At 62.5% G+C, this 18,584-nt stretch carries 15 protein-coding genes; 5 read left to right on the top strand and 10 right to left on the bottom strand.

Features of this window, described 5'->3' with window-relative positions:
• Window positions 1-11: 11 nt before the first annotated feature.
• On the bottom strand, window positions 12-944 hold the full coding sequence (locus ACYQ47_RS13055; protein WP_244831816.1) for a DMT family transporter: 933 nt from the start codon (window positions 942-944) through the stop codon (window positions 12-14).
• 253 nt (window positions 945-1,197) lie between these two features.
• On the opposite strand from ACYQ47_RS13055, the gene ACYQ47_RS13050 reads away from it, so the two are divergent.
• On the top strand, window positions 1,198-2,352 hold the full coding sequence (locus tag ACYQ47_RS13050) for an alpha/beta hydrolase (RefSeq protein ID WP_459905615.1): 1,155 nt from the start codon (window positions 1,198-1,200) through the stop codon (window positions 2,350-2,352).
• 75 nt (window positions 2,353-2,427) lie between these two features.
• Here the strand turns inward: ACYQ47_RS13050 and ACYQ47_RS13045 are convergent, their stop codons facing one another.
• Complete coding sequence (locus ACYQ47_RS13045) at window positions 2,428-3,669, bottom strand: MFS transporter (protein ID WP_459905614.1); 1,242 nt, start codon at window positions 3,667-3,669, stop codon at window positions 2,428-2,430.
• A gap of 214 nt (window positions 3,670-3,883) precedes the next feature.
• Between ACYQ47_RS13045 and ACYQ47_RS13040 the strand changes: the two genes are divergently transcribed.
• The gene (locus ACYQ47_RS13040) at window positions 3,884-5,596 is read left to right on the top strand and encodes an ABC transporter ATP-binding protein (protein WP_459905922.1); all 1,713 of its coding nucleotides are present in this window, start codon (window positions 3,884-3,886) and stop codon (window positions 5,594-5,596) included.
• Window positions 5,597-5,608: 12 nt separating this feature from the next.
• Here the strand turns inward: ACYQ47_RS13040 and ACYQ47_RS13035 are convergent, their stop codons facing one another.
• From ACYQ47_RS13035 to ACYQ47_RS13025, 3 genes are read right to left on the bottom strand one after another with little or no spacing between them, the layout of a single operon-like run.
• Window positions 5,609-6,472: an ABC transporter permease gene (locus ACYQ47_RS13035; RefSeq protein ID WP_459905613.1), complete on the bottom strand. Its 864-nt coding sequence runs from the start codon at window positions 6,470-6,472 to the stop codon at window positions 5,609-5,611.
• A gap of 10 nt (window positions 6,473-6,482) precedes the next feature.
• Entirely contained in the window at window positions 6,483-7,487 is a 1,005-nt protein-coding gene (locus tag ACYQ47_RS13030; protein WP_459905612.1) for an ABC transporter permease, read from the bottom strand.
• Window positions 7,480-9,102 (bottom strand): ABC transporter substrate-binding protein, encoded by a 1,623-nt coding sequence (locus ACYQ47_RS13025; RefSeq protein ID WP_310390940.1) that lies wholly within the window; start codon window positions 9,100-9,102, stop codon window positions 7,480-7,482. Before ACYQ47_RS13025 ends, ACYQ47_RS13030 begins: the two co-directional genes overlap by 8 nt.
• A 262-nt stretch (window positions 9,103-9,364) precedes the next feature.
• Between ACYQ47_RS13025 and ACYQ47_RS13020 the strand changes: the two genes are divergently transcribed.
• Window positions 9,365-9,961 carry a carboxymuconolactone decarboxylase family protein gene (locus ACYQ47_RS13020; RefSeq protein WP_250494903.1) on the top strand — a complete coding sequence of 199 codons (597 nt, stop codon included), beginning with the start codon at window positions 9,365-9,367 and terminating at the stop codon, window positions 9,959-9,961.
• A 183-nt stretch (window positions 9,962-10,144) separates the two neighbouring features.
• Window positions 10,145-11,464, top strand: coding sequence for a chloride channel protein (locus tag ACYQ47_RS13015; RefSeq protein WP_459905611.1), 1,320 nt, complete (start codon window positions 10,145-10,147; stop codon window positions 11,462-11,464).
• A 57-nt stretch (window positions 11,465-11,521) separates the two neighbouring features.
• Here the strand turns inward: ACYQ47_RS13015 and ilvD are convergent, their stop codons facing one another.
• The 4 genes from ilvD to ACYQ47_RS12995 all read right to left on the bottom strand — a co-directional run bounded on the left by ilvD (window position 11,522) and on the right by ACYQ47_RS12995 (window position 16,502).
• On the bottom strand, window positions 11,522-13,381 hold the full coding sequence (ilvD, locus tag ACYQ47_RS13010; protein ID WP_459905610.1) for a dihydroxy-acid dehydratase: 1,860 nt from the start codon (window positions 13,379-13,381) through the stop codon (window positions 11,522-11,524).
• A 152-nt stretch (window positions 13,382-13,533) separates the two neighbouring features.
• Complete coding sequence (locus ACYQ47_RS13005) at window positions 13,534-13,956, bottom strand: hypothetical protein (protein ID WP_250494906.1); 423 nt, start codon at window positions 13,954-13,956, stop codon at window positions 13,534-13,536.
• An 11-nt stretch (window positions 13,957-13,967) separates the two neighbouring features.
• Entirely contained in the window at window positions 13,968-14,240 is a 273-nt protein-coding gene (gene hfq, locus ACYQ47_RS13000; protein ID WP_244831805.1) for an RNA chaperone Hfq, read from the bottom strand.
• A gap of 84 nt (window positions 14,241-14,324) precedes the next feature.
• On the bottom strand, window positions 14,325-16,502 hold the full coding sequence (locus ACYQ47_RS12995; RefSeq protein WP_459905609.1) for an ATP-binding protein: 2,178 nt from the start codon (window positions 16,500-16,502) through the stop codon (window positions 14,325-14,327).
• 286 nt (window positions 16,503-16,788) lie between these two features.
• Here ACYQ47_RS12995 and ACYQ47_RS12990 point away from each other — a divergent pair, with 286 nt between their 5' ends.
• The gene (locus tag ACYQ47_RS12990) at window positions 16,789-17,430 is read left to right on the top strand and encodes a DUF429 domain-containing protein (RefSeq protein ID WP_250494908.1); all 642 of its coding nucleotides are present in this window, start codon (window positions 16,789-16,791) and stop codon (window positions 17,428-17,430) included.
• Here ACYQ47_RS12990 and ACYQ47_RS12985 read toward each other — a convergent pair.
• Complete coding sequence (locus tag ACYQ47_RS12985) at window positions 17,427-18,578, bottom strand: Gfo/Idh/MocA family protein (RefSeq protein WP_244831802.1); 1,152 nt, start codon at window positions 18,576-18,578, stop codon at window positions 17,427-17,429. The two genes, ACYQ47_RS12990 and ACYQ47_RS12985, sit on opposite strands and share 4 nt — an antisense overlap.
• Between the last annotated feature and the right edge of the window lie 6 nt (window positions 18,579-18,584).

The raw sequence follows: 18,584 nt of genomic DNA, 5'->3' as shown, positions 1-18,584 counted from the left end.
TTCGAGGCGCGCTAGTTTTTGGCGCCCCGACCTTTCCACGTCGCGATGGCCACACCGAGAACGGCGACGCCCATCGCCCACCAGGCCATTGTCGGCAACACTTCGCCGAGAATGAAGTAGGACATGATTGCCGCGCCGGGCGGCACGAAGAAGAACAGCGCCGCTACTTGCGACACCTTTCCGGCGCGTGTCAATGCGAGCAGCAGCGTGATCGCGATCAGCGAGTTGCCGATCACGAGATAAGCGAGCGTGACGGCGAGCGTCGGGTTCCACTGCACTTCCGTGCGCTCGAAGAAGAATGCCATCGGCGCACAGCACGCGAAGCCCACTGAATATTGAACGAGGTTCGACGTGAGCGGGTCCTGCGCGGTGCCCGCGCGTTTCTCGTACAACATCGCGGCCGTGATGCCGATTAGCGCGCCCACCGCGAGCAATACCGGCCCGAGTGCCGATGCGTGCAGCGTGCCGCGCGACAGGATCACGCCGGCCGAGCCGCCGAGCGCGAGTATCAAGCCCAGCCATTGCCGCACGCCAATACGCTCACCGGTCAGCGATGGCGCAAGCACGCTCACGAGTATCGGCTGCAACGAAACGATCAGCGCAAGCCATGACGTTGCAATGCCCGCTGTCATCGACAGATAGCTGAGGCCGAAGTACATCACCTGCACGAGCAGACCCATGACGACCAGGTAACGCCAGCTTCGCATGTCGCTTGGCCAGAGCGGCCGTCTGAACACGCATACGCCGATGAGCACCGCGATGCTGAGCGCAAAGCGTATCGAGAGAAACGTGAGCGGCGAGGCGTAGTGCAGGCCGGTCTTGGCGACGGGAAAGCCCGCGGACCACAAAAGCAAAAAGACAATCGGACCGCCGATGGCAAGCCAGCGTCCGCCATCTTGTGCTGCTTCCTGCGTGACGCGATGCGCGTTCGGCCCCTGTGCCATGTCTCGCTTCCCTTTAGGTTTTGATCGTCTTGCGACCGGAGCAAACGCGCGTTCGACAAGACGTGGACGGTTCAATGCCTTCCACGTATGGCTTTGCCGGGAACAACGTCTGCTCTTGCTTACGAGCTAAGGCACTGTTGAAAGCCTTCGCATGACGAGCACTTTCTCTCACAAAAATAGCATTAACCGCGTCTTGCACATTCGCGAAAACATTCTCGCGAAGCCACGCGCGGACTGCCTACGGAGCCCACCTATGCGTGACCTCGACCTCGATCATAACGTCCGACCCACCCTTCGAACGCCCGTCCCGAAACTCATGCGTCGTGCCGCATTCGGTGTGGCTGCTTGCTTGTCGTTCTCTCTTGCAGCATGCAACAGCGCACCGGACAAGCCGTCACCCGTGGCGAACGCGGTCGCCAATGCAACCGCGGCCGTGCGCGCGGATGACGACATGAAGACCGTGCTCGACGCTTATGCGGCACTCGATCCGAAGGCCATCGAGAAGGTCGATGTGCCGACGGCGCGCGCTCAACCTACTATCGCCGATGCCGTCAACTCCGTGCTGAAGACGCAGGGTCGCAGCACTTCGCCGCAAGCGTTGGTGCCGGGCGTCACGAGCCGCGACATTACCGTGCAGGGCGCGGCCGGCAGCTTGCCCGCGACGGTGTACAAGCCCGCAGGCAATGGCCCGTTTCCCGTCGTGACGTATTTTCATGGGGGCGGCTGGGTAATCGCGGACCGCAAGGTTTATGACGGCGGCGCGCGTGGGCTTGCGAAGGCGGCCAATGCAATCGTCGTATCGGTCGATTACCGGCGTGCGCCCGAGGCGCGGTTTCCCGCCGCGTGGGATGACGCCTTCGCGTCGTACAAGTGGGTGGCAAGCCACGCCGCTTCGCTTGGCGGCGACCCGAAGAGGCTTGCGCTCGCGGGCGAAAGCGCGGGCGGCAATCTCGCGGTCGCGACGGCCATCGCCGCACGCGATGCGAATGCGCCGAAGCCGCTTGCCGTGATCGCCGTGTATCCGGTGGCGCAAACGGGCAGCATGAACACGGAGTCGTATATCGAGAACGCAGTGGCCAAGCCGCTCAACAAGCCGATGATCGCGTGGTTCCTCGACAAGCTCTTGCGCACGCCGGCCGACAAGCAGGACACGCGTCTCGACCTCGTTCACGCCAATCTCGCGGGCTTGCCGCCGGTCACCATCATCAACGCGCGTATCGATCCTTTGCGTGACGATGGCGCGCAGTTGCAGAAGGCGATTGCAGCGGTGAACGGGCCGGTCGATCGTCGCGTCTATGACGGCGTGACGCACGAGTTCTTCGGCACGGCGGCTGTGGTGCAGAAGGCGAAAGATGCGCAGCAGTATGCGGGGACGCGCTTGCAGCAGGCTTTTGGCACAGGTCAGTAAGCGCGGGTGATGTGATTCGCACGCGGGACGGCTTCGATGTTTCCCGCGTGCGCCTCGTGGCTCATGGGTTGAATGTCATTCCTCGCACGGCACGTTGCAAGCCGCGGCAACAGGCCGTGCCTCCGAGCCGATGCCTGCAAGCGTCGCAAGTCCCAGCAACGCCAGCGCACCGCCCACCATGAAGTCCGTCGGAATGCTCGCGCGATCGACGACCGCGCCGCCGACGAACGAGCCCATCGCAATCGCCACTTGGATGATGCTCACGAAAAGCGCCGATCCCGCCTCCGGATGCTCGGGCGTCGCGCGCTGAATCCACATGCTGAAGCAAAGCGGCAGCGCGCCGAATGCAATACCCCACGCCAGCACAACCGCGCTGACCGCGAGCGACGAATGCCGCAGGATCGGCATTAGCAGCAGCGCGAACATGAGGAGCGACACCATCGTGAGTAGCGTGCCCTTGAGATTGCGCTGCACGGCGGACGACGCCGCGAAATTCGAGAAGAACCCGATGATGCCGAAGCCGAGCAGAAGCCACGTGACCGTCGCCATGTCGAGGTGTGCATCGCCGAGCAAGAAGGGCGTTACGTACGTGTAGGAAGAAAAGTGCGCGCCGAAGACGAGCGCCACCATCAAAAGACTTCTGCGCGGATGCGAGTGCTTGAGAAGCGCCGTGAGATCGCCGAAGCGCAAAGCCGCAGCCGATGGCAACGAAGGCACGAGCAACCACTGCGCGACGAGCGCGACGGCAACGAGCCCTCCCGTCGCCAGAAACGACACGCGCCAAGACGCCACGCTCGCGATGAACGTACCGAGCGGCACGCCAATGACCGTCGCGCACGTCACGCCGGTGAGAATGGCGGCCATTGCGCGTGCACTGTCTTTCGCCTCGACGAGCCTTCCCGCCGCCGATGTCGCGAGCGTCCAGAAGCCGCCGAGCGCGGCGCCCAGAAGCGCGCGGCCAAGCAGCATGACAACGAGATTCGGTGCGAACGCCGACAGCAGGTTCGAGCACAAGAGCAACGCGGTGAGCAACAGGAACACATGCCGCCGGTCCATGCGTCCCGCGCCGAGCATCAAAGCGGGTGCGGAAATGGCCGCGACGATGCCGGGAATGGTCACCATCAATCCCGCCACGCCGGGGAGAATGTTCAAGTCGTGCGCGACGTGAGGAAGCAATCCAACGGGTAAAAATTCAGTGGTGACGAACGCGAACGCGCCAATCGTCACGGCGGCGACCGCGAGCCACTGACGCAGCGACGAGTTTTTGTCGTCGGTCAGGGGCGTGGCGCGTTCGAGCGTCGAGTCTTCCATCAGCATGGCGTTTTTCGATCCGGGTAAGGAGTGAGTGCGGGCTTATCTTCGAGCATCTTTGCCGGCAACATAACACTGCCTTTCATCTTCTGCACAAGTGACCCAACCGCGGCTTATGGGGCCGGGTTAGCAATGCCATGCATGTTCTTAGCAGAAGTGCTTGGTTCTATTTTTGGCGGCGCTGCGCTACTTTCGAGGCTTTGGCTTTTATCCGCGTCTCATGCCCAGCAACTCCACTTCTCCGCTTCTTCAAGTGCGTCACCTCGATGTCGACTACGGCGCGCATCGCGCGGTGCGCAAGCTGTCGTTCGACATCGCGGCGGGGCAGGCGGTGGCGCTCGTCGGCGAATCGGGCTGCGGCAAGTCCACTACGGCGATGTCGCTCATGCGCCTTCTGCCGAAGCATGCGAAGACCGGCGGCGCGGCGCTCTTCGATGGCATCGATCTTTTATCGGCGCCGGAACGCAAGCTCGCGGACCTGCGTGGCCGCCGCATGTCGATGATCTTTCAGGAGCCGATGACTTCGCTCAATCCCGTGCTGACTATTGGTGCACAAGTCGCCGAGGCGCTGATTCTTCATACATCGATGTCGCGTGCCGCTGCGCGCAAGCGTGCCGTCGAACTGCTCGATCTTGTGCGCATTCCCGAACCCGCGCGTCGGGCGGACGACTATCCGCATCATCTTTCCGGCGGACAACGCCAGCGCGCGATGATCGCCGCAGCCATCGCTTGCGAGCCCGCGCTTCTTATCGCCGATGAACCCACCACGGCGCTCGATGTCACCGTGCAGGCCGGCATCCTGCGTCTGCTCGATAACTTGCGGCGCGATCTTTCGATGGCATTGCTGCTCATCACGCACGATCTGGGTATCGTGTCCGACTGGGCGGATCGCGTAGTCGTGATGCATGGCGGCGAGGCGCTCGAACAGGGTTCGGCGCGCGACGTGCTCGATCATCCGCGTCATGCCTATTCACGTGGACTGCGCGGCGCGGCGCTGCATCTCTCGGCCGACAAGCATTATCGCGAGGCGCGCTTGCCGGAGATTCGCGCGCTCGCTTCGGCCACGGGCACGACGGATTTCACGCTACATGTGCCGACGCGCGCGGCGCATTCGGCACGGCCCATCGACCACGATGCAAGACCGCTGCTCTCGCTCGACAAGGTCGACACGGCTTACACGACAGCGCGTGGCACGCGTCATGTGCTGCACGATATTTCCTTCGATATCGCGCGTGGCGAGACGGTGGGTCTGGTCGGCGAATCGGGTTGCGGCAAGTCCACGCTCTCGCGCACCATCATGCGGCTTTTGACGCCGGATGCCGGACGCATCGTGCTCGATGGCGTCGATATCGCGCGGCTGACGCGGCGTGAGCTGGCGCCGCATCGGCATAAGATGCAGATGGTGTTTCAGGACCCTTATGCATCGTTGAACCCGCGCAAGACGGTAGGGCAGATTCTGCATTTCGCGCTCGATGTTCAGGGCACCGTTCCTACCCGCGATCGCGACGCAAGGATCATGAAGATGCTCGATGCAGTCGGTTTGCCTTCGGGCGCGGCGCGTCGTTATGCGCACGAGTTTTCGGGCGGGCAGCGGCAACGCATCGGCATTGCGCGGGCGTTGATACTCGAACCGGCGCTTCTGATCTGCGACGAGCCGGTATCCGCGCTCGATGTTTCCATTCAGGCGCAGATACTGAATTTGCTCAGCGATCTGAAGGATGAATTCGGTCTGTCGATGCTCTTCATCTCGCACGATCTCGCTGTCGTTCGCTACATGGCGGATCGCGTGCTGGTGATGAAAGATGGACGCATCGTCGAAAGCGGCAGGCACGACGAGATCTGGGACGCGCCCAAGCACGCTTACACGCGCACGCTCATTGCATCGGTGGCGGGGCAGCGACAGATTGCGGGCAGCGATTCCATCGCCGCATAAGCAGTTGAGCGGTCAACGCTCCGCATGCAAGCCGAACAAGGAAGCAAGACCATCGCCAAGCAGATTGAGCGCAAGCACCGTGACGACGATAGCAAGACCCGGCAAGGTCGCGATATACCAGTCCGTGCGCAGCACTTCGCGGCCCGCGCCGACCATGTTGCCCCAGCTCGCCACGTTTGGGTCGCCAAGCCCGAGAAACGCCAGCGCGGACTCCGTGAGAATGGCGGTGGCAACCAGCAATGTCGATGACACGAGCACGGGCGTCATCGTATTGGGCAAGACATCCGACACGATGATGCGCAGGTCGCTCGCCCCAAGCGCGATGCTTGCCTGCACCATCTCGCCGTGCCGCAGCTTTTGCGTTTCCGCGCGCACCAGCCGCGCGAGGTTCGGCCACGAAGTCACGCCGATAGCGAGCGCAATCGTCATCACCGAAGGCTGCACGATGGCGACGATGGCGAGCGCGAACAGAAACGGCGGCACCGTCTGAAAGAACACGGTGACGCGATTGATTTCACGATCGAGCCAGCCGCCGAAGTATCCGGCGAAAAGGCCCGCCACCACGCCGATGACGACGCTGATGAACGTCGAAGCCGCGGCGATCACGAGCGAGGCGCGTGCGCCATACAACAATCCCGAGAGGATATCGCGGCCCAGCATGTCGGTGCCGAGCGGAAACGCCGCATCTTGCCCCGGACGCAGAAATGGTTCGGCGACGAGTTCTAGTGGATCTCCGGGACGCAGCCACTGCGCACAGAGCGCGACCGCGATGATCGCCACGAGCAGCACGCCGCCGATCAACGCGGAAGGCGCGCGCAGAAAGCGCAGAGCGGCATGCCAGCGGCGAGGCTTTTGCAGCGCGGAGAGTTGGGACATGGTGCGGTTCTCAGGAAATGCGCGGGTCGAGCCAGCGGTTGATGGCGTCGGTGGCCCAGTTGACGAGGACGACGAGAATCGAGCTGCACAGCAGCACGCCGAGCAGCACGTTGAGATCGCGCCGCACGAGCGCATCGAAAGCGAGCCGCCCAAGCCCCGGCCACGAGAACACCGTTTCGACCACCACCGCGCCGCCGATCACCGAGCCGATCTGCATGCCGAGCATCGTCACGAACGGAATGAGCGCATTGCGCAGCACGTGCACGCGAAAGAGCCGCAACGGCCGCACGCCGCGCGCAATAGCGGTGCGCACATAATCTTCGCGACGTACTTCGATGACGGTCGCGCGAATCAAACGCGCATACGTGGCGACGTAGAAAAGCGCGAGCGTGACAGCGGGAAGAATAAGATGATGTGCGACATCCAGCACATGCGCCCAGCCTGTGAGCTCAGATGAAATGGTCTGCATACCTCCGACCGGCAGCCAGTCGAGCCACACCGAGAACACGACCACCAGCATGAGCCCGGTCCAGAAAAGCGGCGTGGCGAAACAAAGCAGCGAAAGCGTGGAGATGACGACATCGACGAAACGTCCCGCGTACCATGCAGCGAGCGCGCCGAGCAGCAGTCCGACGATGGCCGCTATCAGCACTGCGCTGCCCATCAGCAAAAGCGTGGCGGGCACGCGGTTCCAGATGAGCTGCGCGACGGGCATGCCTTCGCGGAACGAGTAGCCGAGATCGAAGCGCGCAAGATGTCCGAGGTACTTTGCAAACTGCACCCAGAGCGGTTGATCGAGCCCGAACTGCTGACGCAACGCGGCGACGTATTGCGCCGACGCGCCGCCGGATTCGCCCGCGATGACCTGCACGGCATCGCCGGGGGCGAGCCGAAGCAGGAAGAAGTTGACGACCGCGATGCCGAGCACGACGCCCACGAGTTGCCCGAGCCGACTCAACGCGATGGAGAGCCATCGCGCGGTGCGCTTCGTATCGGTCGCGATGAGCTCACTCATGCTTCGAAGGGTCGGTGTACCACACGTTCTTGAACGAGCCATAGACCTGATCGACGCCGCTTACCGTATCGTTGAGGTCGGCCGATTGCACCGTGAAGAAGTGCAGTTCGAGCAGCGGCAGCGACGGCAGATCGGTCTGCACCTGACGCTGGAACGCTTTGAAAAGCGTTACGCGTTCGGCTTGATCGCCGGAGGCTTGCGCATCGCGAATCAGTTGATCGACCTTGGCGTTGCGATACCCCGAGCCATTCGTGAACGGAATGTTCTTGCCGATACTGTCCGACTGATACTCGCGCGTCACGCCCACCTGCGGGTCCGAGAAGCCTGCGTACCACTGGATCGTCACGTCGAAATCGCGGTCGCCGTAAATGCGGCGCGTGTAGGTCGGCGTGTCCTGATTGCGGATATCCGCGTCGATACCGATTTTCTTGAACGCTTGCTTGATGAACTCCGCGCTGCGAAGAAACTCGTCACCGTACGGCAGATAATCGATAGTCAGCTTGAAGCGTGTACCGTTGGGGCCTGCCTTGTAACCGGCCGTATCGAGCAGCGAGTTGGCCTTTGCAATGTCGTAGGGATACTGCGGCACGTCGGGCTCGAAGAATTCCTTGAGCGTCGATACGACAGGGCTCACCGCTGGTTTGCCGAAGCCTGACCACACCACGCGGTTATATGCATTGCGATCGATGGCCAGATAAAGCGCCTGCCGCACGCGCGCATCCTTCAACTGAGGACGATCGTTGTTGATGTCGAGAAAGAGCCACGGCGAGAGCCATTCATAACCCTTCGTTTCCACCTTGAGGTTCGGCAGTTTCGCGAGACGTTGCGCGTCGCGAGCGGGTACGGGGCTCAGCGGCGCGTATTGCACTTCGCCCTTTTCGAGCGCGGCGGTGCGTGCGCCGCCATCGGGAATCACACGATAGATCACCTTGTCGAGATACGGCTTGCCCTTGTCCCAGTAGTCCGGATTGCGTTCGAGCAGAATGTAGTCGCCTTTCACCCATTTGCGGAAAATGAACGGACCCGTGCCCACTGGCTTGTTGTTATACGGATTGTTGAGGACGTCCGTGCCTTCATAAAGATGCTTCGGCAACACTTGCGCGCCGTTGCTGTTGAGCGAACTCAGCACGGCAAGCGATGGCTTCGAAAAATGGATGATGACGGTGTAATCGTCCGGCGTATCCACGCGGTCCGCGTTGGCGAAAAGAGCCTGATTGCGCGGATGATATTTTTTCCACACGTTTTCGAGCGTCCACTTCACGTCGGCGGAAGTGAAGGGTTTGCCGTCGTGCCACTTCACGCCCTGACGCAGATTCAACGTGAGCGTCTTGCCGTCGGTCGAAAGCGCCCACTTGACCGCGAGTCCCGGCTTGAGATGAAAGTCGTTGTCGTATTCGATGAGGCCGTCGAAGACATTGGTGCTGAAGGTTCCCGTCGGCGAAGACGTGCTCAGTGCTGCCGTCAGAATGACAGGCTCGGGCTGCGAGATGACGGTGAGCGTGCCGCCGCGTTTGGGCGTTTCTGCGTGAGCCAGGCTCGATCCCGCGATGAGCGCCACGAATGCGAGCGGGCGCGCCCAACGCTGCCAGAGCCTGAGTGTTGTGCTGGTCGACACGTGCGATTCCTCTTGTTGTGATGTTGCGCGATATTTGCGTAGTGTTGATTCGATGTTGCGGTAGATGGCCGCTGCAAGACAGGGCGAGCACCTTGCGGGATCGCGAACGATAGCAACGACTCGCCACGTGAGGAACCAATAAAAAGTGCTGTGCATATGACGTAGCATGCTTCGCATCGGTGCGGCGGATGAGCGCTGCGCGGCCACGAAGAATGGTGTACGTTTCGTGTCTCGCCTGGCTTTCATATCGAACGGATCGCACATGACTCATCAAGCCGATGTCCGCGCGCTCGCCGCGCTCGAATCACGTAACGCGCATGCTGGGGCGTTTCGCCGTCTCTCGCAGGCGCATTGGAGCGACGGTCGTCTGTCGAGCCGCGACAAACATTTGGTCGCTGTGGCGGTGGGACAGGTGACGCGCTGCGAGTACTGTATCGAGCATCACGCGGAGATCGCGAAGCGCCTGGGTGCGTCGCTCGATGAGTTGCTTGCCGCTTCGTATATCGCTGCGGCGCTAGAGACTTTCGGGCGCGGTGAAGTGAAGATCGATGCCGCCTTCACGTTCGAACAACGCGAGTCGGTGATCAACGGCACGGCTATCGGCGCGGGCCGCGATACGTTCGCAAGCACCGTCTTTCGCGACGATACCTTGCCGCGTGAATTACGCCTCGTGACCGCCGCCGCTGTCGCGCAAGCGCAAAATCACGAGCCGTTGCGGCGGTCGCTGCACGCGCTTGCCATCGAAGCAGGCGTCACATCCGAGGCGCTCGAAGAAGCCTACGCGGTCGCGATCATTCTGCGTGCGGGCGCGGTCTACGCGCATACCTTGCCTATCGCGAGATTGTTCGAAGCGAAGTGATGCAAGCCGGGTCCATTCATCGTGGCCCGGCTTTTCTTCATCCCAAAATAGCTACTAACGGTCTCTCGCCAACACGTCAGTGAATCGCGCAAAGCCGTGCGAATAGAAAAACAACGCGCTTGGTTCGGAGAGCCTGCAAGTCAGGCGCGATACTCTATGGTTTTTGCGCTCAACGTGACCGAGATGACACCGACTTCGCCTGGCAACGGCTTGGCTTCGGCCAGCAGGTTTATCGTCGTGACCGTGCTCGTGGGTGTGGGCGCGGGCATCGGCGGCATGTTGCTCGCGTTGTTGCTGCACGCCATCCAGCACATCGCGTTCGGCTATAGCCTCGATGCGGTCATCAGCCGGGAGAGCTTTCTCGAAGGCGTGACGGCCGCGCCACCCGAGCGCCGGCTCGTCGTGCTTACGTTGTGCGGTCTCGTGGCGGGAATCGGCTGGTGGTGCGTGTATCGCTTCGGCAAGCCGCTCGTGAGTATCCGCAAGGCCGTCAAATCGGACGATCCGCGTATGCCGGTGATCAGCACGCTCGCGCATACGGTGTTGCAGATCGTCACGGTAGCCATGGGTTCGCCGCTCGGCCGTGAAGTCGCGCCGCGCGAGATCGGTTCGCTATGGGCGGGATGGCTCGCGCATTACGCGGGACTCACGCCCGCGCAGTCGCGCATCATGGTGGCGTGCGGCGCGGGTGCGGGGCTCGCGGCGGTCTATAACGTGCCGCTCGGCGGCGCGGTGTTCGTGCTCGAAGTGCTGCTCGGCACCTTCGAATGGTCCATCGTCGCGGCGGCGTTCGCGACCTCGGCAATCGGCGCGCTGGTAGCGTGGGTCGGTCTCGGCGATGAACATCAGTATCGGTTGCCCGCGCTCGCCTTCAATGCGCAGATCGTCGTGTGGGCCGTGGTCACGGGGCCGCTTTTCGGCGTCGCTGCCTGGGTGTTCGTGCGGCTGACATCGGCGGCGCGCAATGCCGCACCGCGCGGCAATGCATTGCCGGTGCTTGCACTCATCAACTTCGCGATGATCGGTGCGCTCGCCATGTATTTCCCGCAACTCGTCGGCAACGGCAAGGGGCCGGCGGGCCTGTCGTTCGACAATCAGATGACGCTCGGGCTCGCCGCCGTGCTGCTCGTGCTCAAGGTGATGGTCGAAGTGATTACGTTGCGCGCGGGCGCGGAGGGCGGTCTGCTCACGCCGGGGCTTACGAATGGCGCGCTGCTGGCCGTGATTCTCGGTAGCGTGTGGAATGTGCTCTGGCCGGGAACGTCGCTTGGCGCGTTCGCTGTGGTGGGGGCGGCAGCGTTCCTGGGGGCATCGATGCAGATGCCGTTGACGGCCATCGTGCTGATGATCGAATTCACGCGTTTCAGCCAGGACTTTCTGATTCCGGCTGCGCTCGGCATTGCGGGTTCGACGGTGGCGTACCGGGCGGTCGAATCCTACGCGGCCCGCGCGGTCGCACGGCCGGAGCAACCGGCCAATGGCGTCGACGGGATCACGCCTTGATACATCGCGGGCTTTGCGCGGCAGCACCGCACGCCGCCGCCGAAGCCCGCGACGACCTCAATCGTCCAGCAGCGAAGCGTCCCGCACCGCGCCCTTATCCGCCGACATCACGAGCTTGGCGTAAGCCTTGAGCGCGGTCGATACCTTGCGCGGACGCGGCGCGGCCGGCTTCCAGCCTCGGGCGTTCTGCTCTTCGCGGCGGCGCGCGAGCTCGTCATCCGACAGCAGCACGTCGATAGTGCGATTCGGAATGTCGATGCGAATCTTGTCGCCATTGCGCACGAGGCCGATAGCGCCGCCCGCCGCCGCTTCGGGCGAGCAATGACCGATTGACAGGCCCGACGTGCCGCCCGAAAAACGCCCGTCCGTGAGAAGCGCGCACGACTTGCCGAGCCCCTTGGATTTGATGTAGCTCGTCGGATAAAGCATCTCCTGCATGCCGGGTCCGCCCTTCGGACCTTCGTAGCGCACGATCACCACGTCGCCCGCCTTGACCTTGTCGTTCAGAATGTTTTCGACCGCCTCGTCCTGCGATTCGGTGACATGAGCCGTGCCTTCGAACACCAGAATGCTCTCGTCCACGCCAGCCGTTTTCACCACGCAGCCGTCCAGCGCGATATTGCCCGTGAGCACCGCCAGTCCGCCTTCGCGCGAGAACGCGTGTTCATACGAGCGGATGCAGCCTTCGGCGCGATCCGTATCGAGACTCGGCCAACGCGTGTTCTGGCTGAACGCCACTTGCGTCGGCACGCCTGCGGGACCGGCCATGTAGAAGGTCTTCACGGCATCGTCGGGATTGCGCTTGATGTCCCACTCGTCGAGCGCGTCCTTGAGCGTGTGCGCGTGGACCGTCGGCACGTCGGTATGCAGCTTGCCCGCGCGATCCAGTTCGCCGAGGATAGCCATGATGCCGCCCGCGCGATGCACGTCCTCGATGTGATACTTGTTCGTGTTCGGCGCGACCTTGCACAGTTGCGGCACGACGCGCGAAAGGCGGTCGATGTCCGCCATGGTGAAGTCGATTTCCGCCTCGCGTGCAATGGCCAGCAAGTGCAGGATCGTGTTGGTCGAGCCGCCCATGGCGATGTCGAGCGTCATCGCGTTTTCGAACGCCTTGAAGCCGACCGAGCGTGGCAGCACGCGGTCTTCCTCGTGCTCGTAATACTGCCGCGCCAGACCGACGATACGGCGCCCCGCGCGCTTGAAAAGCTGCTCGCGATCCGCGTGCGTGGCGACCACCGTGCCGTTGCCCGGCAGCGACAGACCGAGCGCTTCGGTCAGGCAGTTCATCGAGTTGGCCGTGAACATGCCCGAGCACGAACCGCACGTCGGGCACGCGGAGCGTTCGACCTCAGCGACATCGGCGTCGGAGTAGGAGGCGTCGGCGGCGATCACCATGGCATCGACCAGATCGAGCTTCTTGAACTCGATTGCCTTGGTCTTCGGATTGGCAAGATGCGTCTTGCCGGCTTCCATCGGTCCGCCGGACACGAAGACAACCGGAATGTTGAGGCGCATGGCGGCCATCAACATGCCCGGCGTGATCTTGTCGCAATTGGAAATGCAGACCATGGCGTCGGCGCAGTGCGCGTTGACCATGTACTCGACCGAATCCGCGATGATCTCGCGGCTCGGCAGCGAATACAGCATGCCGTCGTGACCCATGGCGATGCCGTCATCGACCGCAATGGTGTTGAATTCCTTGGCGACGCCGCCCGCCGCCTCGATCTCGCGCGCGACGAGCTGACCGAGATCTTTCAGGTGAACATGTCCGGGAACGAACTGCGTGAACGAATTGACGACGGCGATGATCGGCTTCGAAAAGTCTTCGTCTTTCATGCCGGTGGCGCGCCACAGCGAGCGCGCTCCCGCCATGTTGCGGCCGGCGGTGGAGGTTTTGGAACGGTATGCGGGCATTGTGATTTCGAGGAGTCGCGGGGAAGAATGTGGGCCAGGGGATGGGCGGCCGGACATGCGCCCGTGCGAACGACCTTTTGAGCTTCGCCGCGGGCAATCCCAATAGTATCCCACAGGCCCTGAAACGACCGCTGGATGCGGCTTTGGCGGTTTTATCGCGATACGGGCGGCTGGAGCGGCTGGGGTGGCCGGGGTGGCCGGGGTGGCGTTACCCACATGGCGCTCGGCACGATGAAATACTGCGGCGCATTGCGCGTGGAGAGCGTGCCAGTAACGGCGATAGGAACCCGCACCGGAGGCGGCGGCACGCCAATGAGCTGTATGCGCGGGACCATGAGCCGTCCCAGCGCGTCCTGCGAAAACCGCCTGTCCACGACGCACAGGGGCGGGTCCATTGCGAGCATCCAGGCGGTCCTGACGGAGCCATCGCTCGATTCCACGTCTTCACGCACGGCGGTGCCGAAAAGCGTGATTGCCGTGCCGACGGGATAGCACGCCACGTCGGCCCGGACCGCGCCGGCCCACAACCACAGTGCAACAAACAGGGAGCCGGTCTTCACGGATAAAGTGCGCAACGCGTTGTTCGTTACGCGCGTCGCGGACGCTGCACGCGCGCCATCGGCGTACGTTCGTCCGTCCTTCTCGGCGGCAGCGTATGCGGCTCGCACACCGTGGAGATCGCGTTCTTGTAAATGGCCTGCGAGCCTACCGGCGACTGCACGGCAATGACGTACTGATCGAAAGACTCGATGACGCCGGTGAGTTTTATACCGTTCACGAGAAAAACCCAGACGGTTTTTCGTTCGGCTATCAGGGCATCCAGGAATGCGGATTGAATTTCATGTTCGACTTGTGACATAGCGGCCATCCTCGACTTGCGTTATTCGCCTAAAAATTGTTATCACAGGGGCGTATCTGTGTAGTAAAGCATATGTGCCGGCGCTCATTCCGGGTAAGTCATCGGTACTCCGGTAAGGAGCGCCCTGAGGTCGTCGGTATTAAACGGTTTCGCCAGAACGGTTACACCCAGGCGACGCGCCTCGGCGAGATGATCAGCGTAACCTGTCATAAGCACGACCGCTTGCCGGGGCAAATGTTTTCTTATCCATTCGGCCAGGCAAATTCCGTCGCAGCCCGGCATCTGAATGTCGGACAGTACCAGAGTGAATCGGTTTCCCTCCTTTAATACGCCCATGGCCGCGTCTCCGTCCGACTCGTGGCGCGCGTGCCAGCCGAGCACGTCCAGCACCGCGACGAGTCCCGCAGCCACTTCCTCGTTGTCCTCGACCAGCAGCACGGACGTCTCATTGTCGATCAAAGGCACGCTGACCGGTTCCGCTTCGTCTGCTTCGAGCGGCGCGGCGCCCGTCCAGCGTGGAAGGTAGATGAAAACGGTCGTGCCTTTTCCCCATGTCGTCTCCAGTCGCGCCGTGCCTCCGGCTTGCTCGGCCATGGCCAGTACCTGAGCGAGTCCGAGGCCCGTGCCCGCGCCCGCTGCCTTCGTGGTGAAGAGCGGCTCGAAAGCCTGGTGCGCCACTTCGTCGCTCATGCCGGTTCCGGTGTCGCGGCTTTCGATCACCACGTAATCGCCGGGCGGAACGCTGTAGCGCCGGCTGCTGAACGAGGTATTGCGCGCGGTGACGATGAAATGGCCGCCGCCACGCATCGCGTCTTTCGCATTGACGGCAAGATTGACGAGCGCGGACGTGAGCTCGACAGGATCGACCTTGACCATCCAGAGCGCGTCCGGCGCATTGATTTGCACCGTGATCTTGCTGCTCATGGCCGAATGGAGCAGCGGCTCCGCCTGTTCGAGCCAGCGGTTCAGATTGAGCACGCGCTGTTGCAACGGCTGCTTGCGTGCGACGCTCATCAGCCGGCGAGCCAAGACTCGCGCATTGATGGACGCGCGCTCGACCGCGTTCACCTCGTTCCTGACGCCGATATAGTTCTTGCGCCGCACGAGCTCCATGTTGGCCGTGACGACCATCAGCAGGTTGTTGAAGTCGTGTGCCACGCTCGCCACGAGATTACCGAGCGCGCCCATGCGTTGCAGATGCCGCGTCGCGTCTTCGGCGCGCTGGCGCATCGCCAGTTCGCGGCGCCAGTTGAGCCAAGCCGCCTCTTCCGCTTTGAGGCGGCGCAGCGAGAATACGACGAGAAACCACAAGCAGACGCATGGCACGAGCGCGAGTCCGGCCACCAGCATGTCGTCGTGCCACCAGTCGTGTATCACGTCGCTCATCGCATAACTCGCCGATACATAGACCGGGTAATTCGATGCCTCGCGAAACGCCATCATGCTCTGGCCGCCATCGAGCGGTGAGTCGCCTCGCATGGAGCCGATGGACACCCTGCGCGCGAACGCGTTGGCGAGCGGCACATGATGCGTCGGCGCATTCATGAGCTTCGGCGCCGGCAGACGCACGAGAATGCCGCCGTCCTGTCGATACAGACCGAGCGTAAGTCGAGGATTGTCCACGAGAAGCTGGCGATAGAAGTCGAGCAGATAATTCCGGTCGAGCGAAACGACCACCGCGCCAATAAAGCGCCCGTCGCTCGCGGTCCGCGCAACGAGTTCGTTCACGATATCAAGGCCTGCCATCCGGCCGCGCACCGGCATCGACACATACAGCGGTGCGTGCGCGGCGCGCGTGGCCAGAAAGTCGTCCCGGTCGCCTATCGATACGGCAGGCGCGGGCATCTGCTTACTTGTCGCGAGTATTTGGCCGGTTCGTCCAACCACGGAAAGCGCCGCCACGTGCGGCAGCTTGGTGACGAGCGCACTCAGCGTGTCGTGCAACTGCACCTGTTGGGTGCGCAGCGTTACCTCGTCGGTCGAGCCGATTGCCTCTCCGACACGTGCAAAAAGTTCGCGATTCAGATCGAGAAGGTTGACGAGCTTGCACTCGGCGATCCACGCAAGACGGTCGAGCGCAATTTGCTTTTCGTGAATGGCGCGATCGTACGTAACGTAGCCGTACAATGCCGCGCACAGCAGGGGAACCGTAACGGAGGTGACGAGCGCGGCCATGAGTCGCCGGCGCGCGGTCTGGAAGTCGGGGGTATGTCTCGAAACTTCGTCGGATGCGTCTTTGGAGGACGTGGCGGCGCCGGTCATTGAAGACCTCCGGACGAGCGCACCCGATTAGCCATGTCGGATGGCGGGCCGATATTGGTACGCATGTCACTGTCCTCGGAATAGGCGAAAACTTCGCATTCCAATGCGGCTTTCGCTCTTTGTCTGACATCCCGAGCCGGTCTCTCAGGTCGGCTCTTGAGCTTCGCCTTTATTTCGCGGCGAGGCTTATTCGTAATCCGTAGCAATTGTCATACCGCGCAAATAGGCACCAGCAGGTCGCATTTGCGCACGCGGCAGTACTTCCTGATAAGAGTAGAGGAACAAGTTGAGCGTTGTCGATCAAAAATTCGTGGCCGGTATCGATGTCGGCGGGACGAAGAAGGGGTTTCATCTGGTCATCGTGAGGGGCCGCGGCATCGAATGCGTTTTGACCAGCACGCATCCGCTCGAATTACACGAGCAGTGCCTGCGCTTCGGCGTCGCTGTCGTCGCCATCGATGCCCCTTGTCGTTGGGGAGCGGAAGGCGTTGGGCGCACGGCCGAGCGGCAACTGGCGCGCGAACGCATCTCCTGTTTCTCGACGCCAACGCTCCAACGCGCAGAATCGAATCCGAGCGGGTTCTTCGACTGGATGATCAACGGCGCGCGTGTGTACGATGCATTCGCGAACACTCATCCCATTCTCGAAACGAATCGATACTCGGGCAAGGCAGTCGCCATCGAGACGTTTCCGCACGCGACGACATGTGCGCTCCTTGGGCGCGAAGTCGCGTCGGCGAAGCTGAAGCGCGTGCAGCGCCGACGCCTTCTCGAAGACCTGGGCTTTGAAACGACGCGGCTGAAATCGATCGACTTCGTGGATGCAGCGCTCTGCGCGGTCACGGCGCAGCGCTTTGTCGAAGGCAACACGCGCGCCTTCGGCGACGAGGCCGGAGGCTTTATCGTCGTGCCGGATAAGACGCTCTAGATGGCCACATCCGTCCAGCGTCCGGCGTTCGCGCTTTGCACCGCCGCCGCGACGAAAGCGAGGCCCTTCACGCCGTCGATGACACCCGGGTAGAGCGTCGCTTCGCCGGAGACATCGCGCCCGGCCAATCGGTTGGCGACGCGCTTCGCGAACTCGGTGTACAGATTCGCAAACGCCTCGAAGTAACCTTCGGGATGCCCTATCGCAATGCGTGTCGATTGCTGCGCGCCTTGGCTCGTGGCGGGCCCGAGTCTGCGCGTGATGATCTGTTCGAAGCCATCCTTGCGCCGATGGATCAACCGGTTCGGCTCTTCCTGATGCCATTCCAGGCCGCCCGCGTCGCCATGAATTCGAAAGCTCAGGCCATGCTCGGAACCCGCGGCCGCATTGGTCACGTATAACGAGCCACGCGCGCCGTTGCCGTAGTGCGTCAACGCGCCGACATAGTCGTCCACCTGGCGGCCGGGAATGGCCGAGCCGAGGTCCGCGCAGATTTGCGTGACGTCGAGTCCCGTGACGAAGCCGCCAAGATGAAACGCGTGCGTGCCGATATCCATGAGGACGAGCGACTCGCCACCGCGTTTGCCCTCGGTGCGCCATCCCGAGGGCAAGTCGTGGTCCGCGAAATAGCCCTGGATGTATTGCAGATGCACTTGCCGGATCTCGCCCAGTTCGCCCGCCGCGACCATGTCGCGCGCTTGTCGCACCATCGGGTAACCGGTATAGCAGTAGGTCACGCAGAATTCGGCGTGTGTCTCGGCGACTTTGCGCGCAATGTCCCGCGCGGCGGCGAGCCCGTGCGCGAGCGGCTTGTCGCAGATGATATGAAATCCGCGATCCAGCGCCTGCATGCAGATGTCGTAGTGCGAGTCGTTGGGCGTCATGACGGCGACCACGTCCATCCGGTCGGGACGTTGAGCTTCGGCTTGCAGCATCTCCTGCCACGAGCCATACGCGCGTTCTGCAACGATGCCAAGCGCAATGCCCGCCTCGCGCGAGCGCACGGCGTCCGAAGTCAGCGCACACGCGACAACCTCGTATTGACCATCGAGCCGCGCCGCGATCCGATGCGTCTCGCCGATTATCGAGCCCGGTCCGCCGCCTACGAGTCCAAGACGGATGCGCCGTCCGATTATGTCGATCGTCATTGTCGA

Source organism: Caballeronia sp. HLA56, from assembly GCF_054655155.1.
The sequence above is the reverse complement of the archived record's forward strand: the minus strand, read 5'-3'. Positions and strand labels throughout refer to the sequence as shown.